20 protein-coding genes are annotated in these 24,069 nt (G+C 70.8%); 18 read left to right on the forward strand and 2 right to left on the reverse strand.

Going from position 1 to position 24,069, the window contains the following annotated elements; genetic code table 11:
• Positions 1-138: 138 nt before the first annotated feature.
• The 4 genes from secD (at position 139) to AC3ET3_RS17580 (ending at position 6,281) form a co-directional block, all read left to right on the forward strand.
• Entirely contained in the window at positions 139-1,923 is a 1,785-nt protein-coding gene (gene secD / locus AC3ET3_RS17565; RefSeq protein ID WP_435612446.1) for a protein translocase subunit SecD, read from the forward strand.
• Positions 1,924-1,925: 2 nt separating this feature from the next.
• The gene (gene secF, locus AC3ET3_RS17570) at positions 1,926-3,014 is read left to right on the forward strand and encodes a protein translocase subunit SecF (protein WP_435612447.1); all 1,089 of its coding nucleotides are present in this window, start codon (positions 1,926-1,928) and stop codon (positions 3,012-3,014) included.
• A complete protein-coding gene (locus tag AC3ET3_RS17575; RefSeq protein ID WP_432139807.1) occupies positions 3,011-3,559 on the forward strand; it encodes an adenine phosphoribosyltransferase in 549 nt (182 codons plus the stop codon). The genes secF and AC3ET3_RS17575 overlap by 4 nt, the downstream gene beginning before the upstream one ends.
• Positions 3,560-3,743: 184 nt before the next feature.
• Positions 3,744-6,281, forward strand: coding sequence for a RelA/SpoT family protein (locus AC3ET3_RS17580; RefSeq protein WP_432139808.1), 2,538 nt, complete (start codon positions 3,744-3,746; stop codon positions 6,279-6,281).
• Positions 6,282-6,388: 107 nt separating this feature from the next.
• Here AC3ET3_RS17580 and AC3ET3_RS17585 read toward each other — a convergent pair whose 3' ends face one another.
• Entirely contained in the window at positions 6,389-7,618 is a 1,230-nt protein-coding gene (locus tag AC3ET3_RS17585; RefSeq protein WP_432139809.1) for a DUF349 domain-containing protein, read from the reverse strand.
• Positions 7,619-7,762: 144 nt separating this feature from the next.
• The gene (locus AC3ET3_RS17590; RefSeq protein WP_432139810.1) at positions 7,763-8,581 is read right to left on the reverse strand and encodes a peptidylprolyl isomerase; all 819 of its coding nucleotides are present in this window, start codon (positions 8,579-8,581) and stop codon (positions 7,763-7,765) included.
• Positions 8,582-8,710: 129 nt separating this feature from the next.
• Between AC3ET3_RS17590 and AC3ET3_RS17595 the strand changes: the two genes are divergently transcribed.
• From AC3ET3_RS17595 to aroB, 14 genes are all read left to right on the forward strand, one after another.
• The gene (locus AC3ET3_RS17595; protein ID WP_435612448.1) at positions 8,711-9,427 is read left to right on the forward strand and encodes an MBL fold metallo-hydrolase; all 717 of its coding nucleotides are present in this window, start codon (positions 8,711-8,713) and stop codon (positions 9,425-9,427) included.
• Between the two features lie 13 nt (positions 9,428-9,440).
• Positions 9,441-10,703 (forward strand): histidine--tRNA ligase, encoded by a 1,263-nt coding sequence (gene hisS, locus AC3ET3_RS17600; protein WP_435612449.1) that lies wholly within the window; start codon positions 9,441-9,443, stop codon positions 10,701-10,703.
• A 240-nt stretch (positions 10,704-10,943) separates the two neighbouring features.
• Complete coding sequence (locus AC3ET3_RS17605; protein ID WP_435612450.1) at positions 10,944-11,603, forward strand: vitamin K epoxide reductase family protein; 660 nt, start codon at positions 10,944-10,946, stop codon at positions 11,601-11,603.
• A gap of 203 nt (positions 11,604-11,806) precedes the next feature.
• Positions 11,807-13,162 carry a replication-associated recombination protein A gene (locus AC3ET3_RS17610; protein ID WP_432139814.1) on the forward strand — a complete coding sequence of 452 codons (1,356 nt, stop codon included), beginning with the start codon at positions 11,807-11,809 and terminating at the stop codon, positions 13,160-13,162.
• A gap of 298 nt (positions 13,163-13,460) precedes the next feature.
• On the forward strand, positions 13,461-14,075 hold the full coding sequence (gene rpsD, locus AC3ET3_RS17615) for a 30S ribosomal protein S4 (protein ID WP_398863023.1): 615 nt from the start codon (positions 13,461-13,463) through the stop codon (positions 14,073-14,075).
• 195 nt (positions 14,076-14,270) lie between these two features.
• Complete coding sequence (locus AC3ET3_RS17620; RefSeq protein WP_432139815.1) at positions 14,271-14,696, forward strand: DUF948 domain-containing protein; 426 nt, start codon at positions 14,271-14,273, stop codon at positions 14,694-14,696.
• 9 nt (positions 14,697-14,705) lie between these two features.
• A complete protein-coding gene (locus AC3ET3_RS17625; RefSeq protein WP_432139816.1) occupies positions 14,706-15,068 on the forward strand; it encodes a hypothetical protein in 363 nt (120 codons plus the stop codon).
• Complete coding sequence (alaS, locus tag AC3ET3_RS17630; RefSeq protein ID WP_432139817.1) at positions 15,068-17,740, forward strand: alanine--tRNA ligase; 2,673 nt, start codon at positions 15,068-15,070, stop codon at positions 17,738-17,740. The genes AC3ET3_RS17625 and alaS overlap by 1 nt, the downstream gene beginning before the upstream one ends.
• 2 nt (positions 17,741-17,742) lie before the next feature.
• On the forward strand, positions 17,743-18,207 hold the full coding sequence (ruvX, locus tag AC3ET3_RS17635) for a Holliday junction resolvase RuvX (protein ID WP_432139818.1): 465 nt from the start codon (positions 17,743-17,745) through the stop codon (positions 18,205-18,207).
• 125 nt (positions 18,208-18,332) lie between these two features.
• Positions 18,333-20,132 (forward strand): endolytic transglycosylase MltG, encoded by a 1,800-nt coding sequence (gene mltG / locus AC3ET3_RS17640; RefSeq protein WP_432139819.1) that lies wholly within the window; start codon positions 18,333-18,335, stop codon positions 20,130-20,132.
• A 20-nt stretch (positions 20,133-20,152) separates the two neighbouring features.
• The gene (locus AC3ET3_RS17645) at positions 20,153-21,004 is read left to right on the forward strand and encodes a shikimate dehydrogenase (protein WP_432139820.1); all 852 of its coding nucleotides are present in this window, start codon (positions 20,153-20,155) and stop codon (positions 21,002-21,004) included.
• A gap of 163 nt (positions 21,005-21,167) precedes the next feature.
• Entirely contained in the window at positions 21,168-22,352 is a 1,185-nt protein-coding gene (gene aroC, locus AC3ET3_RS17650) for a chorismate synthase (protein WP_432158836.1), read from the forward strand.
• Complete coding sequence (locus AC3ET3_RS17655; RefSeq protein ID WP_432139822.1) at positions 22,349-22,864, forward strand: shikimate kinase; 516 nt, start codon at positions 22,349-22,351, stop codon at positions 22,862-22,864. Before aroC ends, AC3ET3_RS17655 begins: the two co-directional genes overlap by 4 nt.
• Positions 22,861-23,952, forward strand: a complete 1,092-nt coding sequence (aroB, locus tag AC3ET3_RS17660; protein WP_432139823.1) for a 3-dehydroquinate synthase — start codon at positions 22,861-22,863, stop codon at positions 23,950-23,952. Before AC3ET3_RS17655 ends, aroB begins: the two co-directional genes overlap by 4 nt.
• Positions 23,953-24,069: the final 117 nt, after the last annotated feature.

The following is a 24,069-nucleotide window of genomic DNA, read 5'->3' on the forward strand; positions in this document are numbered from 1 at the left end:
CCCCCCCCCCCCCCCCCCCCCCCCCCCCCCCCCCCCCCCCCCCCCCGGACCCTGCCGATCTCGCAGGGGTCCCGACACCAGTCATGGCCGCCCGCCCGCTGATCCGGTGCGGAGCGGCCCGAGAGGGAGTACGAGAAGGTGGCAGCACCTAAAAAGGGCCGGAGCGCGAGCGCCCAGAGCAAGCCATGGCGCTCGCTGGCCCTGATCCTGATCGCCATCGTGGGGCTCACCGGAGGCATGTTCGCCACCGGCCAGACCACCCCGCGTCTGGGCATCGACCTTGCCGGCGGCACGAGCATCACGCTCGAGGCCAAGGCCGACCAGGGATCCGCGATCAACAAGGCCAACATGGACACCGCGGTGGAGATCATGCACCGCCGGGTCAACGGCCTGGGCGTCTCCGAGGCGGAGGTGCAGACCCAGGGTGATCGCAACATCATCGTGAACATCCCCAAGGGCACCAACTCCGAGGAGGCCCGGGCACAGGTCGGCACCACCGCCAAGCTGTACTTCCGCCCGGTCCTGTCCCAGGAGGCCACCGGCGCCGCCGCCCCGAGCGCGTCCCCGAGCGGGTCCGCCAGTGGTTCCGCGAGCCCGTCGCCGGGCGCCTCGGCCACGGGCGAGGAGGCGACGCCGTCGTCGTCCCCGTCCGCCACCGGCTCCCCGTCGGCCTCCGCGACCTCGCAGGGCCGCCCCGTCACCGACGCGCTGAAGGCCACCGCCTCGCCGTCCGCCTCCGCGAGCGCCTCCGGCGCCGCGAGCCCCTCGCCGTCCGCGAGCGCCGGAGACTCCACGGCCACCGACGCCGCCGCCCTCCAGACCAAGTACGCCGCCCTGGACTGCACCGACGAGGCCGCCCGCAGGAAGGCCGCGGAGGGCACCAAGCCCACCGACACCATCGTCGCCTGCGGCGAGGTCGACGGCACCTGGTACAAGTACCTGCTCGGTCCGGCCGGCGTCGACGGCACCGAGGTGAAGAAGGCCCAGGCGGTCTTCGACACCCAGGGCGCGTCGGGCTGGCAGGTCAACATGACCTTCACCGGCAAGGGCGCCGACAAGTTCGCCGACGTCACCGGCAAGCTCGCGCAGAACCAGCCCCCGCAGAACGAGTTCGGCATCGTCCTGGACGGCGAGGTCGTCTCCAGCCCGTACGTGAGCTCCGCCATCACCGGCGGCGAGGCCCGGATCTCCGGCAGCTTCTCCCAGGACGAGGCCCAGAACCTCGCCAACATGCTCTCCTACGGTGCCCTCCCGCTCTCCTTCAAGGAGCAGAGCGTGACCACGGTGACCGCCGCGCTCGGCGGTGAGCAGCTGCGCGCCGGTCTGCTCGCGGGCGCCATCGGCCTGGCCCTGGTCGTGATCTACCTGGTGGCCTACTACCGGGGGCTGTCGCTCATCGCGATCTGCTCGCTGCTGGTCTCCGCCGCACTCACCTACGTGATCATGTCGCTGCTCGGCCCGGCCATCGGCTTCGCGCTGAACCTGCCCGCCGTGTGCGGTGCCATCGTGGCCATCGGAATCACCGCGGACTCGTTCATCGTGTACTTCGAACGCATCCGGGACGAGATCCGAGAGGGCCGCACCCTGCGCCCCGCCGTCGAGCGGGCCTGGCCGCGCGCCCGGCGCACCATCCTGGTCTCCGACTTCGTGTCGTTCCTCGCCGCCGCCGTGCTGTTCATCGTCAGCGTCGGCAAGGTCCAGGGCTTCGCGTTCACCCTCGGTCTGACCACCGTCCTCGACGTCGTCGTGGTCTTCTTCTTCACCAAGCCGCTGATGACGATCCTCGCCCGCCGCCCGTTCTTCTCCGGCGGTCACAAGTGGTCCGGCCTCGACCCCAAGAGCCTCGGCGCCAAGCCGCCGCTGCGCCGGACCCGCCGCCCCGCCGGACCCGCCGCCGGCCCCGTCGAGACGAAGGAGGCGTAGCGATGTCGAAACTCGGCAACCTCGGCGCCCGACTGCACCGTGGCGAGGTCAGCTACGACTTCATCGGCCACCGCAAGCTCTGGTACGGCATCTCGATCCTGATCACCATCACGGCCTTCGTCGGCCTGGCGGTGCGCGGCCTGAACATGGGCATCGACTTCCAGGGCGGCGCCGTCTTCACCACGCCCAAGACCAGCGTCTCGGTCTCCCAGGCGGAGGAGTACGCGCACGACGCCTCCGGCCACGAGGTCGTCGTCCAGCGGCTCGGCAACGACACGCTGCGCATCCAGATCGCCGGCATGGACACCCAGCAGTCCGACAAGATCAAGACGGCCCTCGCCGAGGACTTCAAGGTCGACGCGGAGCAGATCAACGCCGACCTGGTCGGTCCGAGCTGGGGCGACCAGATCGCCAACAAGGCCTGGCAGGGTCTGGCGATCTTCATGGTCCTCGTCGTGATCTACCTGGCCATCGCCTTCGAGTGGCGCATGGCCGTGGCGGCGCTCGTCGCCCTGATCCACGACATCACCATCACCGTCGGCATCTACGCCCTGGTCGGCTTCGAGGTCACCCCCGGCACGGTGATCGGTCTGCTGACCATCCTCGGCTACTCGCTGTACGACACGGTCGTCGTCTTCGACTCCCTGAAGGAGCAGACGAAGGACATCACCAAGCAGACCCGCTTCACCTACAGCGACGTCGCCAACCGCTCGATCAACAGCACCCTGGTGCGGTCGGTCAACACCACGGTGGTCGCGCTGCTCCCGGTGGCCGGCCTGCTCTTCATCGGCGGCGGCTTCCTCGGCGCGGGCACGCTCAACGACATCTCGCTGTCGCTGTTCGTCGGTCTCGCGGCCGGCGCGTACTCGTCGATCTTCATCGCCACGCCGCTCGTCGCCGACCTCAAGGAGCGCGAGCCGCAGCTGAAGGCGCTGCGCAAGCGCGTCCTCGCCAAGCGCGCCCAGGCAGCCGCCGAGGCCGAGTACGGCTCCTCGCCGGCCGACGCCGACGACGCCCGGGCCGATGCGGCCCCCGCCGTGGTCGGACCGCGGGGCCGGGGCCGGGGCCGACCCTCAGGGAAGCGCCGATGACCGACTTCGTGGACAACGCGGCGCTGCTCCTCAGCCGTATCCGGGACGTCGCGGACTACCCCGAGCCGGGTGTGATGTTCAAGGACATCACCCCGCTCCTCGCGGACCCGTCCGCGTTCGCCGTCCTCACCGAAGCGTTCGTGGAGATCGCCGAGCGCACCGGCGCCACCAAGGTGGTCGGCCTGGAGGCCCGGGGATTCATCCTGGGCGCCCCGGTCGCCGTCCGGGCCGGGCTCGGCTTCATCCCCGTGCGCAAGGCGGGCAAGCTCCCCGGAGCGACCCTCAGCCAGGCCTACGACCTGGAGTACGGCTCGGCGGAGATCGAGGTGCACGCCGAGGACCTCGCCCCGGGCGACCGCATCCTGATCGTCGACGACGTGCTGGCCACCGGCGGCACCGCCGAGGCGTCGATCCGGCTCATCCACCGCGCGGGCGCCGAGGTCGCGGGCGTCGCCGTGCTCATGGAGCTGGGCTTCCTGGCGGGCCGTCCCCGCCTGGAGACGGCGCTCAAGGGAGCACCGCTGGAATCCCTGCTGACCCTGTGACAAGCTGGCCGTCCGACTGACAGACCGCATCGGGGCGGGCCCGGAGGAATCCGGAGCCCGCCCCTTGCGTTTCTCCGGTACAAGGCCCTCACATCGGCCTGAAGGCGATCCTGGGGCGCAGGCTCGCTACGATGGGTGCTCCGGAGCCTGACCGGGGGACCCGGATCGCGCACGAGGAGTCCTCTTGCCAGACGAGGCCCAGCACCTGACCGCCGCCAAGCCCGAGTCCGCCTCGGCCCCCGCGGCGAAGCCCGCGTCGCACGCGCAGAACGACACCCGCGGTACGGCCGAACACGGCCGTACCCCGCCCGTCGACAAGCCGGCCGAGCGCCCCCGCCCCAAGCCGGCCCCTCCCGAGCACCCCGCGGTCACCGCCGCCGGCCGTCCGGCCGCCGCGCAGCCGCCTGTCCGCTCCGGCTCCTCCAACCGCGTCCGTGCCCGCCTCGCCCGGCTCGGCGTCCAGCGCGCGAACCCCTACAACCCGGTCCTGGAGCCACTGCTGCGGATAGTGCGCAGCAACGACCCCAAGATCGAGACCTCCACGCTCCGCCAGATCGAGCGGGCCTACCAGGTCGCCGAGCGCTGGCACCGCGGCCAGAAGCGCAAGAGCGGCGACCCGTACATCACGCACCCCCTCGCGGTCACCACCATCCTCGCCGAGCTGGGCATGGATCCGGCCACCCTGATGGCGGGCCTGCTCCACGACACGGTCGAGGACACCGAGTACGGCCTGGACGACCTGCGCCGCGATTTCGGCGACGTGGTCGCCCTCCTCGTCGACGGCGTCACCAAGCTCGACAAGGTCAAGTTCGGCGAGGCCGCGCAGGCCGAGACCGTGCGCAAGATGGTCGTCGCCATGGCCAAGGACCCCCGCGTCCTGGTCATCAAGCTCGCCGACCGCCTGCACAACATGCGCACCATGCGCTACCTCAAGCGCGAGAAGCAGGAGAAGAAGGCGCGCGAGACCCTGGAGATCTACGCGCCGCTCGCCCACCGCCTCGGCATGAACACCATCAAGTGGGAGCTGGAGGACCTCGCCTTCGCGATCCTCTACCCCAAGATGTACGACGAGATCGTACGGCTGGTGGCCGAGCGGGCACCGAAGCGTGACGAGTACCTGGCCATAGTGACCGACGAGGTCCAGGCCGACCTGCGCGCCGCCCGCATCAAGGCGACCGTGACCGGTCGTCCCAAGCACTACTACAGCGTCTACCAGAAGATGATCGTCCGTGGCCGTGACTTCGCGGAGATCTACGACCTGGTGGGCATCCGCGTCCTGGTGGACACCGTCCGCGACTGCTACGCCGCGCTGGGCACGGTCCACGCCCGCTGGAACCCCGTTCCCGGGCGGTTCAAGGACTACATCGCGATGCCCAAGTTCAACATGTACCAGTCGCTGCACACCACGGTGATCGGCCCCAACGGCAAGCCGGTCGAGCTGCAGATCCGCACCTTCGACATGCACCGCCGCGCCGAGTACGGCATCGCCGCGCACTGGAAGTACAAGCAGGAGGCCGTCGCCGGGGCGTCCAAGGTGCGCACGGACGGCCCCAAGCCGGCCGGGAAGGCCGGCAAGGATTCGGCCGCCATCAACGACATGGCGTGGCTCAGGCAACTCCTGGACTGGCAGAAGGAGACCGAGGACCCCAGCGAGTTCCTGGAGTCCCTGCGCTTCGACCTCTCGCGCAACGAGGTCTTCGTCTTCACCCCCAAGGGTGATGTCATAGCGCTCCCCGCCGGGGCGACCCCGGTCGACTTCGCGTACGCCGTCCACACCGAGGTCGGCCACCGCACCATAGGAGCACGGGTCAACGGCCGCCTCGTACCGCTGGAGTCCACGCTGGACAACGGCGACCTGGTGGAGGTCTTCACCTCCAAGGCGTCCGGCGCCGGCCCCTCCCGCGACTGGCTGGGCTTCGTCAAATCGCCCCGGGCCCGCAACAAGATCCGCGCCTGGTTCTCCAAGGAGCGCCGCGACGAGGCGATCGAACAGGGCAAGGACGCCATCGCCCGCGCCATGCGCAAGCAGAACCTGCCGATCCAGCGCATCCTGACGGGCGACTCCCTGGTCACCCTGGCGCACGAGATGCGCTACCCGGACATCTCCTCCCTGTACGCGGCGATCGGCGAGGGCCACGTGGCCGCGCAGAACGTCGTGCAGAAGCTGGTCCAGGCCCTCGGCGGCGAGGAGGCCGCCACCGAGGAGATCGACGAGGCGGTCCCGCCGTCCCGCGGCCGCGGCCGCAAGCGGCGCAGCAACAACGACCCCGGCGTGGTCGTCAAGGGCGTCGACGACGTCTGGGTGAAGCTGGCCCGCTGCTGCACGCCCGTCCCCGGCGATCCGATCATCGGCTTCGTCACCCGGGGCAACGGCGTATCGGTGCACCGCAGCGACTGCGTCAACGTGGACTCACTGTCCCGCGAGCCCGAGCGGATCCTCGACGTCGCGTGGGCCCCCACCCAGTCCTCGGTCTTCCTGGTCGCCATCCAGGTCGAGGCACTGGACCGCTCCCGGCTGCTGTCCGACGTCACCCGTGTCCTGTCCGACCAGCACGTCAACATCCTCTCCGCGGCCGTCCAGACCTCCCGCGACCGGGTGGCCATCTCCCGCTTCACCTTCGAGATGGGCGACCCCAAGCACCTCGGGCACGTCCTGAAGGCCGTACGGGGCGTGGAGGGCGTCTACGACGTGTACCGGGTGACCTCGGCGCGCAAGCCGTAGCCGGGACGCCGGGAGGACGGCAGAAGGACCTCAGCAGGACAGCGGCAGACGGCGGAAGGCCCCCGTACCTCGGGTACGGGGGCCTTCCGCCGTCTGTCCGGCCGGCGTCAGCCGCCGAACTCCTGCAGACCCTTCAGCGCCTGGTCCAGCAGGGCCTGGCGGCCCTCCAGCTCACGCTCCAGCTTCTCGGCCTTCGAGGCGTTGCCCTGGGCCCGAGCCTGCTCGATCTGGCCCGTCAGCTTGTCCACGGCCGCCTGGAGCTGGCCGGTCAGCCCCTCGGCACGTGCGCGCGCCTCCGGGTTGGTCCGGCGCCACTCGGTCTCCTCGGCGTCCTGGATCGCCCGCTCCACGGCGTGCATCCGGCCCTCGACCTTCGGCCGGGCGTCCCGCGGAACGTGGCCGATGGCCTCCCACCGCTCGTTGATCGAACGGAACGCGGCCCGCGTCGCCTTCAGGTCGCCGACGGGGAGCAGCTTCTCGGCCTCCTCGGCCAGCTCCTCCTTCAGCTTCAGGTTCTCCGCCTGCTCCGCGTCCCGCTCGGCGAACACCGAGCTGCGCGCCGCGAAGAACACGTCCTGGGCCCCGCGGAAGCGGTTCCACAGATCGTCCTCGTGCTCGCGCTGGGCGCGGCCGGCGGCCTTCCACTCGGCCATCAGCTCGCGGTACCGGGCGGCCGTCGGACCCCAGTCCGTCGAACCCGACAGCGACTCGGCCTCGGCGACCAGCCGCTCCTTGATCCGGCGGGCCTCCTCGCGCTGCGCGTCCAGCTGGGCGAAGTGGGCCTTGCGGCGCTTGGAGAACGCCGAGCGCGCGTGCGAGAAGCGGTGCCACAGCTCGTCGTCGGACTTGCGGTCCAGCCGCGGGAGTCCCTTCCAGGTGTCCACCAGGGCCCGCAGCCGCTCTCCGGCGGCCCGCCACTGATCGGACTGGGCCAGCTGCTCGGCCTCGGTGACCAGCTCCTCCTTGGCCCGCCGGGCCTCGTCGGACTGCTTGGCCCGCTGCGCCTTGCGCTCCTCGCGCCGCGCCTCGACCGTCGACACCAGCTTGTCCAGACGGGCCCGCAGCGCGTCCAGGTCGCCGACCGCGTGATGTGCGTCCACCTGCTCGCGCAGGTGGTCGATGGCGACCTGGGCGTCCTTCGCCGACAGATCGGTCGTCCGGACACGCTTCTCGAGGAGGCCGATCTCGACAACCAGGCCCTCGTACTTGCGCTCGAAGTAGGCCAGCGCCTCGTCAGGGGAGCCGGCCTGCCAGGAACCGACGACCTTCTCGCCGTCGGCCGTACGCACGTACACGGTCCCCGCCTCGTCGACGCGGCCCCACGGGTCGCTGCTCACAGCGCCTCCTCCACATGATGCCTGCGGGGGGCCTCAGCTCCCCCGGGCATCGTCCACAGTTTCGTCACGGCCAACATAGGCGACCGGCGGGCCGCCTGTCCGCATCCAGCGCGACCGAAATTCCGCTGCTGGTCGCGCCGGTGGTCAGGACTTGGTGACCGTCGCCTTGTCGATCACCACGGTCGCGTTCGGGGCCCCGTCACCGGCCCCCGTGTTCTCGCCCGCGGCGGCGATCTTCTTCAGCACCTTCATGCCCTCGGCGGACACCGTACCGAACGGTGTGTAGTTGGGCGGCAGCTCACTGTCCTCGTACACCAGGAAGAACTGGCTGCCGTTGGTGTTCGGGCCGCTGTTGGCCATCGCGACCGTGCCCGCCGGGTAGGTGTTGTTCTTCAGGGCCGCGTCCTTCAGGTTCTCGTCCGCGATCTTGTAGCCGGGGCCGCCGGTGCCCGTGGCCGTCGGGTCGCCGCACTGCAGCACGTAGATGCCCATGGTGGTGAGCCGGTGGCACTTCGTGTGGTCGAAGTAGCCCTTTCCGGCCAGGAAGGCGAACGAGTTGACGGTGTGCGGGGCCGCCGACGCCTTCAGCGCGACGTCTATCTCGCCGCACGTCGTCGACAGCTTCATGGTGTACTTCGCCGACTTGTCGATCGACAGCGCCGGTTCCTTCTGCCACGTCTGCTTCTTGACCTCGCCGGCGGCGGGCTTCTCGCAGGGGTCCTCGACCGCGCTGGGGCTGGGACTGGCCTCGGCCGTCGCGCTCGCGTTGGCCTTGTCGTCCTTGTCGTCCTTCATGACCCCGGTCGTGTACAGCGCCAGGCTGCCCACCAGGACCACGCCGAGCACCGACGCGATGACCGAGTTGCGGACCTTGGCCTTCCGACGCGCCTCGGTGCGCCGCTGCTGCTGCCGCAAGAACTTCTCCCGGGCGAGCTGCCGCCGCCGCTGTTCCTGGGTGACCACCGGGTTGTCTCCTTGTACGTCCGTCTGTGTGTGCCCCGTACCGTATATGGGTTCGCTGAGGAATCGGCAGCGCCGGTAGGCTCGGACGGAAGCCGTAGCCACCCGTATCGACACAAACGAAGGACGATCGTGCTCATTGCCGGGTTCCCTGCCGGTGCCTGGGGGACGAACTGCTACCTCGTCGCCCCCGCCGCCGGTGAGGAGTGCGTGATCATCGACCCGGGCCACGAGGCCGCCCCAGGAGTCGAGGAAGCACTGAAGAAGCATCGGCTCAAGCCCGCCGCCGTCGTCCTCACCCACGGCCACCTCGACCACGTGGCCTCGGTCGTCCCCGTGTGCGGCGCACACGACGTGCCGGCCTGGATCCACCCCGAGGACCGCTACATGATGAGCGACCCGGAGAAGGCGCTCGGCCGGTCCATCGGCATGCAGCTGATGGGTGAGCTGACCATCGGGGAACCGGACGACGTCCGGGAGCTGACCGACGGCACGAAGCTGGAACTGGCCGGTCTGGAGCTGACCGTCGCGCACGCGCCGGGCCATACCAGGGGGTCGGTGACCTTCAGGCTGCCCGAGAGCGCCGACATCCCGTCGGTGTTCTTCTCCGGGGACCTGCTGTTCGCCGGCTCCGTCGGACGCACCGACCTGCCGGGCGGATCCATGGCGGACATGCTCGAGTCGCTGGCCCGCGTGTGCCTGCCGCTCGACGACTCCACCGTGGTGCTGTCCGGCCACGGCCCCCAGACGACCATCGGCCAGGAGCGCGCCACCAACGCCTATCTGCGGCAGGTGACGGCGGACGCCCAAGGACGCGGCGCCGCCGAGGCTCCCCGACGAGGAATGTGACGAGAGACCTTCCGTGAGCACCTTCAAGGCCCCCAAGGGCACCTACGACCTGCTGCCGCCCGACTCCGCGAGGTTCCTCGCGGTCCGCGAGGCGATCGCCGCGCCCCTGCGTAACTCCGGCTACGGCTACATCGAGACCCCCGGCTTCGAGAACGTCGAACTCTTCGCGCGCGGGGTCGGCGAGTCCACCGACATCGTCACCAAGGAGATGTACGCCTTCGAGACCAAGGGCGGCGACAAGCTCGCCCTGCGTCCCGAGGGCACCGCGTCCGTGCTGCGCGCCGCGCTGGAGGCCAATCTCCACAAGAGCGGCAACCTCCCCGTCAAGCTCTGGTACTCCGGCTCGTACTACCGCTACGAGCGCCCCCAGAAGGGCCGTTACCGCCACTTCTCGCAGGTCGGAGCGGAAGCGATCGGCGCCGAGGACCCGGCGCTGGACGCCGAGCTGATCATCCTGGCCGACCAGGCGTACCGCTCGCTCGGCCTGCGCGACTTCCGCATCCTGCTGAACAGCCTGGGCGACAAGGAATGCCGTCCGGTGTACCGGGCGGCGCTGCAGGACTTCCTGCGCGGCCTCGACCTCGACGAGGACACGCTGCGCCGCGCGGAGATCAACCCGCTGCGCGTCCTGGACGACAAGCGCGAGTCGGTCCAGAAGCAGCTCGGTGACGCCCCGCTGCTGCGGGACTACCTGTGCGACGCCTGCAAGGCGTACCACGAGGAGGTCCGGGACCTGATCACGGCCGCCGGCGTCGCCTTCGAGGACGACCCCAAGCTGGTCCGCGGCCTCGACTACTACACCCGCACCACCTTCGAGTTCGTCCACGACGGCCTGGGCTCCCAGTCCGCGGTGGGCGGCGGCGGCCGCTACGACGGCCTGTCCGAGATGATCGGCGGCCCGGCGCTGCCGTCCGTCGGCTGGGCGCTCGGCGTCGACCGCACGGTGCTGGCGCTGGAGGCGGAGGGCGTGGAGCTGGACCTGCCCTCGACCACCTCGGTCTACGCCGTGGCGCTCGGCGACGAGGCCCGCCGGCTGCTGTTCGCCAAGGTCACCGAACTGCGCAAGCTCGGTGTCGCGGCGGACTTCGCCTACGGCGGCAAGGGCCTGAAGGGCGCCATGAAGAGCGCCAACCGCAGCGGCGCCCGCTACACGGTCGTCGCCGGCGAGCGCGACCTCGCCGAGGGCGTCGTCCAGCTCAAGGACATGGAGTCCGGCGAGCAGACGGCCGTCGGCGTCAACGAGATCGTGGCGGAACTGGAGTCCCGGCTGGGCTGAGCGGGCGCGGGGGCGGCGAGGGCCGGGGCCCTCGACGCCCCCGTCCGTCAACCGGGTGCGTGCCGATTCATCCGCGGAGACGGTTCCCACCCGACGGGCCGCGGAGAGACGATCGTGAGTGAGGCAAGGGGCGTTGGGGATGGCTCCTTATCTCCGGTCAACGGCGGGGGCACAGCCTCGTACGGCACAATGGCCCCTGCCCGAAGAAGGTCCAACTCTCAAGCAGACGGAATCGGCCTGATGAGCAAGACGACAGTGAAAGACGTCTCCACGGAGCCCGAGCCGGAGCACGGCGAGGCGGCCGTTCCGCGGACGGTGGGCGTCAGCAGAGCCTTCGCGCTGCTGCTGGTGATCACCGGTGCGGCCGGACTGCTCGCCGCGTGGGTCATCACCATCGACAAGTTCAAGCTCCTCGAGGCCAAGGTCGAGGGCAGGACCTTCACCCCGGGCTGCAGCCTGAACCCGGTGGTGTCCTGCGGCAGTGTCATGGAGTCCGACCAGGCCTCCGTCTTCGGCTTCCCCAACCCGATGCTCGGCCTGGTGGCCTACGGCATCGTGATCGGCGTCGGCATGAGCCTGCTCGCCCGGGCCCGCTTCCCGCGCTGGTACTGGCTCACCTTCAACGCCGGCTGCCTGTTCGGCGTCAGCTTCTGCGCCTGGCTGATGTTCCAGTCGCTGTACCGGATCAACGCCCTGTGCCTGTGGTGCTCCCTGGCCTGGGTCGCCACGATCATCATGTTCTGGTACGTGACCTCGTTCAACGTCAGGAACCGCTTCCTGCCCGCGCCGCCCTGGCTGAGGAACTTCTTCGGCGACTTCACCTGGGTACTGCCGCTGCTGCACATCGGCATCATCGGCATGCTGATCCTGACCCGCTGGTGGGACTTCTGGACCAGCTGACGGCCCGAGCGAACCGGCTGACGGCCCGAGCGGACCCGCTGACGGCCGTCCGAGAACCCGCGCCGACCGGCCGGCGGCCCGAGCGCATCGGCTCACGTACGCCAGCGCATCGGCTCACGTACGCGAGCGCATCGCTGACGTACGCGAGCGGACCGGCCGGCGCTCCCGAGGGGGTTGTCGGTGCGGTGTTCTAGGGTTTCAGCGTGGAGCCCGATCTGTTCACCGCCGCAGCCGAAGAACGCCAGGAGAAGAACCCGGCGGCCAGTCCGCTCGCCGTGCGCATGCGCCCGCGCACGCTCGACGAGGTCGTCGGCCAGCAGCACCTGCTGAAGCCGGGCTCCCCCCTGCGCCGGCTGGTCGGCGAGGGCGCGGGCGGCCCCGCCGGACCGTCCTCCGTGATCCTGTGGGGACCACCCGGCACCGGCAAGACCACGCTGGCGTACGTGGTCTCCAAGGCCACCGACAAGCGCTTCGTCGAACTGTCGGCGATCACCGCCGGCGTCAAGGAGGTCCGCGCGGTCATCGACGGCGCCCGCCGGGCCAGCGGCGGCTACGGCAAGGAGACCGTCCTCTTCCTCGACGAGATCCACCGCTTCAGCAAGGCCCAGCAGGACTCCCTTCTCCCGGCCGTCGAGAACCGCTGGGTGACCCTGATCGCGGCGACGACCGAGAACCCGTACTTCTCGGTGATCTCCCCGCTGCTCTCCCGCTCCCTGCTGCTCACCCTGGAACCCCTCACCGACGATGACGTCCGCGGGCTGCTGCGGCGCGCCCTCACCGACGAGCGCGGACTCAACGGCGCCGTCACCCTCCCCGAGCACACCGAGAACCATCTGCTGCGCATCGCCGGGGGAGACGCCCGCCGCGCCCTGACCGCCCTGGAGGCCGCCGCCGGCGCCGCGCTCGACAAGGGTGAGACCGAGATCGCCCTGGGCACGCTGGAGGAGACCGTCGACCGCGCGGCGGTGAAGTACGACCGCGACGGGGACCAGCACTACGACGTCGCCAGCGCCCTGATCAAGTCCATCCGCGGCTCTGACGTCGACGCCGCCCTGCACTACCTGGCCCGCATGATCGAGGCCGGCGAGGACCCCCGGTTCATCGCGCGCCGCCTGATGATCTCCGCCAGCGAGGACATCGGCCTCGCCGATCCGAACGCCCTGCCCACAGCCGTGGCCGCCGCCCAGGCCGTCGCCATGATCGGCTTCCCGGAGGCCGCCCTCACCCTGAGCCACGCCACCATCGCCCTCGCCCTGGCCCCCAAGTCCAACTCCGCCACCACCGCGATCGGCGCCGCCCTGGACGACGTACGCAAGGGACTGGCCGGACCCGTGCCGCCGCATCTGCGCGACGGGCACTACAAGGGAGCGGCGAAACTGGGCCACGCCCAGGGGTACGTGTATCCGCACGACCTCGCGGAGGGCATCGCCGAGCAGCAGTACGCGCCGGATGCCCTGAAGGACCGCGAGTACTACACCCCGACCCGGCACGGTGCCGAGGCGCGCTACGCGGACGCCGTGGAATGGACCCGCACGCACCTCGGTCGCAAGCGGCCCTGACCACCCTGTAAACTCGGCCGGAGTGCTGAGTCCCGCGCTGTCAGAGCGGGACATCCAGCCGGACCCCCGCAAGGGGTTCCAGGAGCGTCGCGCACCGTCGAACGGTGTCGCGGGCAGCCCACCACCACCCGTCGCAGGACGGGACCGGCCGGTGGGCCACTCGCGTGCTGCACGTATGTGCCCAGACCAGGGGAGCGGCTGCCCACCAGGACCGGCAACGGACCCGGCGGGTTTCCCCGGCTGCGGATGCGACCTCCCTCAACCCTGACGAGCCGAGAACCATGGAAATGAGAGACAAGTGGCGAACCAGTCCCGCCCCAAGGTCAAGAAGTCGCGTGCCCTCGGCATCGCGCTGACCCCGAAGGCCGTCAAGTACTTCGAGGCCCGCCCCTACCCGCCGGGTGAGCACGGCCGTGGCCGCAAGCAGAACTCGGACTACAAGGTCCGTCTGCTGGAGAAGCAGCGTCTGCGCGCGCAGTACGACATCTCCGAGCGCCAGCTGGTCCGCGCCTACGAGCGCGCGTCCAAGGTCCAGGGCAAGACCGGTGAGGCCCTGATCGTGGAGCTGGAGCGCCGTCTCGACGCCCTGGTCCTGCGTTCGGGCATCGCCCGCACCATCTACCAGGCCCGCCAGATGGTCGTGCACGGCCACATCGAGGTCAACGGCCAGAAGGTCGACAAGCCGTCCTTCCGCGTCAAGCCGGACGACGTCGTGATGGTCCGCGAGCGCAGCCGCGAGAAGACCCTCTTCTCGATCGCCCGCGAGGGCGGCTTCGCCCCCGACGGCGAGACCCCGCGCTACCTCCAGGTGAACCTCAAGGCCCTGGCGTTCCGCCTGGACCGCGAGCCGAACCGCAAGGAGATCCCGGTGATCTGCGACGAGCAGCTCGTCGTCGAGTACTACGCCCGTTGATCCTTCGACGGTCGTAGCACTTCCGCGCCCGAGCCCGCCGTCCCCCCGCCCTCCCCGGGCGGGCGGGGCGGCGGGCTCTCGCGTACCCGCGAGCGGCCTGCTCCCCGCGGGCCCGTAATGCGGTGCGGAGTGCCACGCCGGTCGCGATAGGCTCGCACCCTAGGGTTTGCACACACTTCAGAGAGCAGGTGCGCGGTGTCCGGTGGAGAGGTGGCCGGAATCCTCGTGGCCGTTTTCTGGGCGATCCTGGTCTCCTTCCTCGCCGTCGCGTTGGTGAGGCTGGCCCAGACGCTCAGGGCGACCACCAAGCTGGTGGCGGACGTGACCGACCAGGCCGTACCGCTGCTCGCCGACGCCTCCGCGGCCGTGCGCTCCGCGCAGACCCAGATCGACCGGGTCGACGCGATCGCCTCCGACGTCCAGGAGGTCACCTCCAACGCCTCCGCCCTCTCGACCACCGTCGCCTCCACCTTCGGCGGCCCGCTGGTCAAGGTCGCCGCGTTCGGGTACGGCGTCCGCCGCGCCCTCGGCGGCCGCAGGGAGGACGCGCCCGCCAAGACGTCCCGGCGCACCGTGATCGTGGGCCGGACGGTCTCCCGAGCCCGTGGGAAGAGGGACTGAGAGCCAGCGATGTTCCGCCGTACGTTCTGGTTCAGCACGGGCGTCGCCGCCGGTGTCTGGGCCACCACCAAGGTCAACCGCAAGCTGAGGCAGCTCACCCCCGAGAGCCTCGCCGCGACCGCGGCCAACAAGGCGCTGGAGACGGGGCACCGGCTCAAGGACCGCGCGGTCGGCTTCGCCGTCGACGTCCGCGACAACATGGCGCGGAGGGAGGCCGAGCTGGGGGAGGCGCTGGGCATCCACGACAACCCGGAACTTCCCGCTCCCCGGCGCCACAGCGCCATCGAGAACGACCGCAGCACACCGAAGTACATCGAGCCACCCCTTTCACCGCAACCGAAGCACTCGTACAACCGGAATGAGGACCACTGATGGAGTCGGCCGAGATTCGCCGCCGCTGGCTGAGCTTCTTCGAGGAGCGCGGGCACACCGTCGTCCCTTCGGCGTCGCTCATCGCGGACGACCCGACTCTGCTCCTGGTCCCCGCCGGCATGGTGCCCTTCAAGCCCTACTTCCTGGGTGAGGTCAAGCCGCCGTTCGACCGTGCCACCAGCGTGCAGAAGTGCGTGCGCACCCCCGACATCGAAGAGGTCGGCAAGACCACGCGGCACGGCACCTTCTTCCAGATGTGCGGCAACTTCTCCTTCGGCGACTACTTCAAGGAAGGCGCCATCAAGCTCGCCTGGGAGCTGCTCACCAGCCCCCAGGACAAGGGCGGTTACGGCCTCGAACCCGAGCGCCTGTGGATCACCGTCTACAAGGACGACGACGAGGCCGAGCGCATCTGGCACGAGGTCGTCGGCGTGCCCAGGGAGCGGATCCAGCGCCTGGGCATGAAGGACAACTACTGGTCCATGGGCGTCCCCGGCCCCTGCGGCCCCTGCTCCGAGATCAACTACGACCGCGGCCCCGAGTTCGGCGTCGAGGGCGGCCCCGCCGTCAACGACGAGCGGTACGTGGAGATCTGGAACCTCGTCTTCATGCAGTACGAGCGCGGCGAGGGCATCGGCAAGGACAACTTCGAGATCCTCGGCGAGCTGCCGAGCAAGAACATCGACACCGGCCTCGGCCTGGAGCGCCTCGCCATGATTCTGCAGGGCGTGCAGAACATGTACGAGATCGACACCTCCATGGCCGTCATCAGGAAGGCCACCGAACTGACCGGCGTGGCCTACGGCGACGCCCATGCCTCGGACGTCTCCCTGCGCGTGGTCACCGACCACATGCGGACCTCCGTGATGCTCATCGGCGACGGCGTCACCCCCGGCAACGAGGGCCGTGGCTACGTCCTGCGCCGCATCATGCGCCGCGCCATCCGCAACATGCGCCTGCTCGGCGCCACCGGCCCGGTCGTCAAGGACCTCATCGACGTCGTCATCGGCATGATGGGTCAGCAGTACCCCGAGCTGATCACCGACCGCGAGCGCATCGAGAAGGTCGCCCTCGCCGAGGAGAACGCCTTCCTGAAGACGCTGAAGGCCGGCACCAACATCCTCGACACCGCCGTCACCGAGACCAAGGCCACCGGCTCCACCGTCCTGCCCGGCGACAAGGCGTTCCTGCTCCACGACACCTGGGGCTTCCCGATCGACCTCACCCTGGAGATGGCCGCCGAGCAGGGGCTGTCCGTGGACGAGGACGGCTTCCGCCGCCTGATGAAGGAGCAGCGGGAGCGCGCCAAGGCCGACGCCCAGGCCAAGAAGACCGGCCACGCCGACATGGGCGCCTACCGCGAGATCGCCGACGCCGCCGGTGAGACCGAGTTCATCGGCTACGGCGACACCGAGGGCGAGTCGAGAATCGTCGGCATCCTCGTCGACGGTGTGTCCTCCCCGGCCGCCACCGAGGGCGACGAGGTCGAGATCGTCCTCGACCGCACCCCGTTCTACGCCGAGGGCGGCGGCCAGATCGGCGACACCGGCCGCATCAAGGTCGACTCCGGCGCCGTCATCGAGGTCCGCGACTGCCAGAAGCCGGTCCCGGGCGTCTACGTCCACAAGGGCGTCGTCCAGGTCGGCGAGGTCACCGTCGGCGCCACGGCCCACGCCACCATCGACAACCTGCGCCGCAAGGCCATCGCCCGCGCCCACTCGGCCACCCACCTGACCCACCAGGCCCTGCGCGACGCCCTCGGCCCGACGGCCGCCCAGGCCGGTTCGGAGAACCAGCCCGGCCGCTTCCGCTTCGACTTCGGCTCGCCGTCGGCCGTGCCGACGGCCGTGATGACGGACGTCGAACAGAAGATCAACGAGGTGCTGGCCCGCGACCTCGACGTGCACGCCGAGGTCATGGGCATCGACGAGGCCAAGAAGCAGGGCGCCATCGCCGAGTTCGGCGAGAAGTACGGCGAGCGCGTCCGCGTGGTCACCATCGGCGACTTCTCCAAGGAGCTGTGCGGCGGCACGCACGTCCACAACACCGCCCAGCTCGGTCTGGTGAAGCTGCTCGGCGAATCGTCGATCGGCTCGGGCGTGCGCCGCATCGAGGCCCTCGTCGGCGTCGACGCCTACAACTTCCTGGCCCGCGAGCACACCGTCGTCGCCCAGCTCCAGGAGCTCGTCAAGGGCCGCCCGGAGGAACTCCCGGAGAAGGTCTCCGCCATGCTCGGCAAGCTGAAGGACGCCGAGAAGGAGATCGAGAAGTTCCGCGCCGAGAAGGTGCTGCAGGCCGCCGCCGGTCTCGCCGAGTCCGCCAAGGACGTGCGCGGGGTGGCCGTGGTCACGGGCCGGGTGCCGGACGGCACGACCCCCGACGACCTGCGCCGGCTGGTCCTCGACGTGCGCGGCCGCATCCAGGGCGGCCGGGCCGCCGTGGTCGCCCTGTTCACGGTCAACAACGGCAAGCCGCTCACGGTCATCGCCACCAACGACGCCGCCCGCGAGCGCGGCCTCAAGGCCGGTGACCTGGTCCGCACGGCCGCCAAGACGCTCGGCGGCGGCGGTGGCGGCAAGCCGGACGTCGCCCAGGGCGGCGGCCAGAACCCGGCCGCCCTCGGCGAGGCCGTCGACGCCGTCGAGCGCCTCGTGGCCGAGACCGCGAAGTGACGATGCGCAGGGGCCGCCGGCTCGCGATCGACGTCGGGGACGCCCGCATCGGGGTCGCCTCGTGCGACCCCGACGGGATCCTCGCCACGCCGGTGGAGACGGTGCCGGGCCGGGACGTGCCCGCAGCCCACCGTCGGCTGCGCCAACTGGTCGAGGAGTACGAGCCGATCGAGATCGTGGTCGGTCTCCCTCGCTCCCTCAAGGGGGGCGAGGGCCCGGCCGCGGTCAAGGTCCGCGGCTTCGCGCAGGAACTCGCCAGGGGGGTCGCCCCGGTTCCGGTGCGTCTCGTCGACGAGCGGATGACGACCGTGACGGCCGGGCAGGGGTTGCGGGCGTCGGGCGTGAAGGCCAAGAAGGGACGCTCCGTCATCGACCAGGCCGCCGCAGTGATCATCCTTCAGCAGGCACTGGAATCCGAACGGGTGTCAGGAAGACCACCCGGCGAGGGCGTCGAACTGGTCATCTGATCGCGATACGGTAACGTTCCGCGCGATGCGCCGGTGTTCGAACAGCCGACGCACAGAAAGAGGCGGAACGGAAGCCAGGATCCGCACCGGCCGGGCGACCGCCGCCTCGCGGCTCTAGGGGATCGATGACTGAGTATGGCCGGAGCCCCGGCTCCGAACCGTGGCCTCCCGAGGACCCGTTGTTCGGGGACGGCGGATGGGACGGGCAGCAGGCCCACACGGGCCGCCAGTCTGCCTACGGCGACCGGCCGCAGCACTACCCGCAGCAGCCGCAGTACCAGGAGTACGGTGACTGGGGCACCGGCGCCCAGCAGTCCGCCTACGGCCAGGACGGCCGGCAGTACGACGAGTACGGCCGGCCCTACGGCCAGCAGTACGCCCCCCAGCAGCATCAGCAGCAGTACCCCGGCCAGGGCCAGCAATTCGAACAGTACGATCAGCAGTACGGGCAGCAGCAGGCTCCCCAGGGCGGCCAGGGGCAGCAGGGCCGGCCGGACTACCCCCAGGGCGGCGGCTGGGACGGCACGGGAACGCACGCTCAGGTTCCGTACGCGGCCGACCCCGGCGACCCCTACGGCCGGCAGCCCGCCGCCTACGGCAGCGAGCAGCCCGACTTCTACCAGACCCCCGAGGCGTACCCGCCCCCGGAGCCACCGGCCCGCCGACGCGCCGAACCCGAGCCCGAACCCGACTGGGACCCCGGCCCCGACCAGGGCGAGCACGCCTTCTTCGCGGGCGGCGACGACGACGCCGACGACACCGAGGACGACGAACCGCCGGGCAACCGGCGCGGCCGCGGCGACCGGCGCGGCGGCAAGGGCGCCAAAGGCGGCAAGGGCACCAAGAAACGCCGCAACGGCTGCGCCTGCCTGGTCGTGCTGCTGGTGTTCGGCGGCGGCCTCGCCGGGGTGACGTACGTGGGCTACCAGTTCTACCAGGACCGTTACGGCGCGGCGCCGGACTACTCGGGCGACGGCACCTCCCAGAGCGTCAGCGTCACCATCCCCAAGGGCGCGGGCGGCGCCCAGATCGGCCGGGCCCTCAAGGAGGCCGGGGTCGTCAAGAGCGTCGACGCCTTCGTCGCGGCGTTCGCGGCCGACCCCGAGGGCAAGAAGATCCAGGCCGGGGCGTACATCCTGCACAAGCAGATGTCCGCCAGGAGCGCGATCTCGATGATGCTCGACCCGAAGAGCCAGGCCAACGTGATGGTCACCCCGGGCCAGCGCAACATCCAGGTCTACAAGGCGATCGACGAGAAACTCGGCCTCTCCGCCGGCGCCACCCGCAAGATCGCCGAGGCAGGCTACAAGAACCTCGGGCTGCCGAGCTGGGCCAACAGCGACGAGGACATCAAGGACCCGCTGGAGGGCTTCCTCTACCCGGGCACCTATCCCGCGGCCAAGGGCATGAAGCCCGAGGCGGTGCTCAAGGAGATGGTCGGCCGCGCCACCGCGGCCTACGGCAAGCTCGACCTCGACGCCAAGGCCGAGCAGCTGAAGCTGGAGAACCCGCTGGAGGTCATCACGGTCGCCAGCCTCGTCCAGGCCGAGGGCAAGACCCACGACGACTACCGCAAGATGGCCGAGGTCATCTACAACCGGCTCAAGCCGGACAACACCGAGACCAACCGGAAGCTGCAGTTCGACTCGACGTTCAACTACCTGCGCAACGAGAGCAACATCCACATCAGCACGTCCGAGATCAACAGCAACCCGGATCCGTACAACACCTACACCCACACCGGCCTCCCGCCGGGGCCGATCGGCAACCCCGGGGAAGAGGCGCTCGCCGCCACCATGGATCCCACCCACGAGGGCTGGCTCTACTTCGTGGCGACGGACGGCATGAACAAGACGGAGTTCGCCAAGACCCTGGCCGAGGCCGAGCGGCTCAGGGACAAGTTCAACGCGAACACCGGGAACTGACGAGAGCCGGAAGACCACTGATGAGCGACACACCCGGGAACCACCCCGCCCGGCGCCGCCGCGCCGCCGTGCTCGGCAGCCCCATCGCCCACTCCCTCTCCCCGGTGCTGCACCGTGCCGCGTACCAGGCGCTGGGACTCACCGACTGGACATACGACCGCTTCGAGACCGACGAGGCGGCACTTCCCGGCTTCGTCGACGGGCTCGGCCCCGAGTGGGCCGGCCTGTCGCTGACCATGCCGCTGAAGCGGGCGGTCATCCCGCTGCTCGACGAGATCAGCGAGACCGCGGCCTCCGTCGAGGCGGTCAACACCCTGGTGTTCACCGGGGACGGCCGCCGCGTCGGCGACAACACCGACATCCCCGGCATGATCGCCGCGCTGCGCGAACGCGGCGTCGAACAGGTCGAGTCGGCGGCCGTGCTCGGCGCCGGAGCCACCGCCTCCTCCGCGCTCGCCGCACTCGCCCGCGTCTGCACCGGCGAGGTCGTCGCCTACGTCCGCAGCGCGGCCCGGGCCGCCGAGATGCGGCAGTGGGGGGAGCGGCTCGACGTCGAGGTGCGCACGGCGGACTGGTCCGACGCCGCCGAGGCGCTGCGCGCGCCGCTGGTGATCGCCACCACCCCGGCCGGCACCACCGACGCCCTCGCCCACGCCGTGCCGGAACGCCCCGCCACCCTCTTCGACGTGCTGTACGACCCGTGGCCCACCGCACTCGCCGCCCGCTGGTCCATGTACGGCGGCGCGGTCGTCAGCGGCCTCGATCTCCTGGTGCACCAGGCGGTGCTCCAGGTCGAGCAGATGACCGGCCGCGCCCCCGCACCGGTCGAGGTCATGCGCAAGGCGGGCGAGCAGGCGCTCGCCGCCCGCTGAGGACCGCTCACGGCTGCCGCAACGCGGGGCGCCGGCCGGACCGCCGTCCGCTTTGTGGACCGGAGGCCGGAGGGCGTGCCGGACATGGGAGGATCGTAGGAGACGGACCCGGGCCGACGCCCGGTCGAGCCGTTGCCGTACGCGAGGACACGGAGGAGCACCGTTGAGCAGGTTGCGTTGGCTGACCGCGGGGGAGTCCCACGGGCCCGCACTCGTCGCGACGCTGGAGGGCCTTCCCGCCGGCGTGCCGATCACCACCGACATGGTGGCGGACCATCTCGCGAGGCGCCGGCTCGGCTACGGACGCGGTGCGCGGATGAAGTTCGAGCGGGACGAGGTGACCTTCCTCGGCGGCGTCCGGCACGGACGCACCCTGGGCTCCCCGGTCGCGATCATGGTGGGCAACACCGAGTGGCCGAAGTGGGAGCAGGTCATGGCGGCCGACCCGGTCGACCCCGACGTGCTGGAGAACCTGGCCCGCAACGCCCCGCTGACCCGCCCCCGGCCCGGTCACGCCGACCTCGCCGGCATGCAGAAGTACGGCTTCGACGAGGCCCGCCCGATCCTGGAACGCGCCTCCGCCCGGGAGACCGCGGCCCGCGTGGCGCTCGGCGCCGTCGCCCGGTCGTACCTGAAGGAGACGGCCGGCATCGAGATCGTCAGCCACGTCGTCGAGCTGTGCTCGGTGAAGGCCCCGCAGGGGGTGTACCCGACGCCGGCCGACGTCGAGAAGCTGGACGCCGACCCGCTGCGCTGCCTGGACGCCGACACGTCCAAGGCGATGGTCGCCGAGGTCGACCAGGCCCACAAGGACGGCGACACCCTCGGTGGCGTGGTCGAGGTCCTGGCGTACGGCGTCCCGGTCGGCCTGGGGTCGCACGTGCACTGGGACCGCAAGCTGGACGCCCGTCTCGCCGGCGCCCTCATGGGCATCCAGGCGATCAAGGGCGTCGAGGTCGGCGACGGCTTCGAGCTGGCGCGGGTGCCCGGTTCCAAGGCGCACGACGAGATCGTGGGCACCCCCGAGGGCATCCGGCGCGTCTCCGGCCGCGCGGGCGGTACCGAGGGCGGCCTCAGCACCGGCGAACTGCTGCGCGTGCGCGCCGCGATGAAGCCGATCGCGACCGTCCCGCGCGCGCTGAGGACCGTGGACGTCACCACCGGGGAAGAGGCCCAGGCCCACCACCAGCGCTCCGACGTCTCCGCCGTGCCGGCCGCCGGCATCGTCGCCGAGGCCATGGTCGCGCTCGTGCTGGCCGACGCGGTGGCGGAGAAGTTCGGCGGCGACAGCGTGGCCGAGACCCGCCGCAACGTCACCTCCTACCTCGACCACCTGCACATCCGGTGAGCGGTCCGCTGATCGTCCTCGTCGGCCCGATGGGCGTGGGCAAGTCCACCGTGGGCCGGCTCCTCGCCGAGCGTCTGGGCGTGGGCTACCGCGACACCGACGACGACATCGTCGTCGCGCAGGGGCGGCCCGTGTCCGACATCTTCGTGGAGGAGGGCGAGCCCGCCTTCCGGGCCCTGGAGAAGGAAGCCGTGCGGGAGGCCCTCGCCGGGCACGACGGGGTGCTGGCGCTCGGCGGCGGAGCCGTCCTGGACGCCGACACCCGCGCGCTGCTCGCCGGCCGCCGGGTCGTCTACCTCTCGATGGACGTCGAGGAGGCCGTCCGGCGCACCGGCCTGGGCGTGGCCCGCCCGCTCCTCGCGGTCAACCCGCGCAAGCAGTGGCGGGAACTCATGGAGGCCCGCCGCCATCTGTACGAGCAGGTCGCCACGGCCGTGGTGGCCACGGACGGCCGCACCCCCGAGGATGTCACCCGGGCCGTCCTGGACGCACTGGAGTTGAAGGAAGCATGAGCGAGTCGGTGACGCGGATCCACGTCGGCGGCAGCGCGGGCAGCGACCCCTACGACGTACTGGTGGGGCGTCAGCTGCTGGGTGAGCTGGCCGGACTGATCGGCGACCGGGCCAAGCGGGTCGCGGTCATCCACCCCGAGGCGCTCGCGGAGACCGGCGAGGCGCTGCGCGCCGACCTCGCCGAGCAGGGCTACGAGGCCGTCGCCATCCAGGTGCCCAACGCGGAGGAGGCCAAGACCGCCGAGGTCGCCGCCTACTGCTGGAAGGCGCTCGGCCAGTCCGGGTTCACCCGCACCGACGTCGTCGTGGGCGTCGGCGGCGGCGCCACCACCGACCTGGCGGGCTTCGTCGCCGCCACCTGGCTGCGCGGGGTCCGCTGGATCGCCGTCCCCACCACCGTGCTGGCGATGGTGGACGCGGCCGTCGGCGGCAAGACCGGCATCAACACCGCCGAGGGCAAGAATCTCGTCGGCGCCTTCCACCCGCCGGCCGGGGTGCTGTGCGACCTGGCCGCGCTGGACTCCCTCCCGGTCCACGACTACGTCTCCGGGCTCGCCGAGATCATCAAGGCCGGTTTCATCGCCGACCCGGTGATCCTTGACCTCATCGAGGCCGACCCCGAGGCCGCCCGGACCCCCGCCGGCCCGCACACGGCCGAGCTGATCGAACGCTCCATCCGGGTCAAGGCGGACGTCGTCTCCTCGGACCTGAAGGAATCCGGGCTGCGGGAGATCCTCAACTACGGGCACACCCTGGCCCACGCCATCGAGAAGAACGAGCGCTACAGCTGGCGGCACGGCGCCGCGGTCGCCGTCGGCATGCACTTCGCCGCCGAACTCGGCCGGCTCGCGGGCCGGCTGGACGACGCCACCGCCGACCGCCACCGCACGATCCTCGAAGCGGTCGGGCTGCCCCTGCACTACCGCTACGACCAGTGGCCCAAGCTGGTGGAGACGATGAAGGTCGACAAGAAGTCGCGCGGCGACCTGCTGCGCTTCATCGTGCTGGACGGCCTGGCCAAGCCGACCGTGCTGGAGGGTCCCGACCCGGCCGTCCTCCTCGCCGCGTACGGCGAGGTCGGCCAGTAGGACGGCGGACCGCACAGCCACCGGGCGGCCGGGCCCGCGCGGCCCGGCCGCCCGAACTCACCCCTCACCGGGGGCACTTCCGGCCTCCTTTGGCCGTTCATCATTCGACGGCCTGGG

This window comes from Streptomyces sp. bgisy159, from assembly GCF_057707805.1.

Coding starts and splice junctions, on each gene's coding strand:
- secF (WP_435612447.1), top strand. CDS start 1,926: ATGTCGAAACTCGGCAACCTCGGCGCCCGACTGCACCGTGGCGAGGTC.
- AC3ET3_RS17575 (WP_432139807.1), top strand. CDS start 3,011: ATGACCGACTTCGTGGACAACGCGGCGCTGCTCCTCAGCCGTATCCGG.
- AC3ET3_RS17605 (WP_435612450.1), top strand. CDS start 10,944: ATGAGCAAGACGACAGTGAAAGACGTCTCCACGGAGCCCGAGCCGGAG.
- AC3ET3_RS17625 (WP_432139816.1), top strand. CDS start 14,706: ATGTTCCGCCGTACGTTCTGGTTCAGCACGGGCGTCGCCGCCGGTGTC.
- alaS (WP_432139817.1), top strand. CDS start 15,068: ATGGAGTCGGCCGAGATTCGCCGCCGCTGGCTGAGCTTCTTCGAGGAG.
- ruvX (WP_432139818.1), top strand. CDS start 17,743: ATGCGCAGGGGCCGCCGGCTCGCGATCGACGTCGGGGACGCCCGCATC.
- mltG (WP_432139819.1), top strand. CDS start 18,333: ATGACTGAGTATGGCCGGAGCCCCGGCTCCGAACCGTGGCCTCCCGAG.
- AC3ET3_RS17645 (WP_432139820.1), top strand. CDS start 20,153: ATGAGCGACACACCCGGGAACCACCCCGCCCGGCGCCGCCGCGCCGCC.
- aroB (WP_432139823.1), top strand. CDS start 22,861: ATGAGCGAGTCGGTGACGCGGATCCACGTCGGCGGCAGCGCGGGCAGC.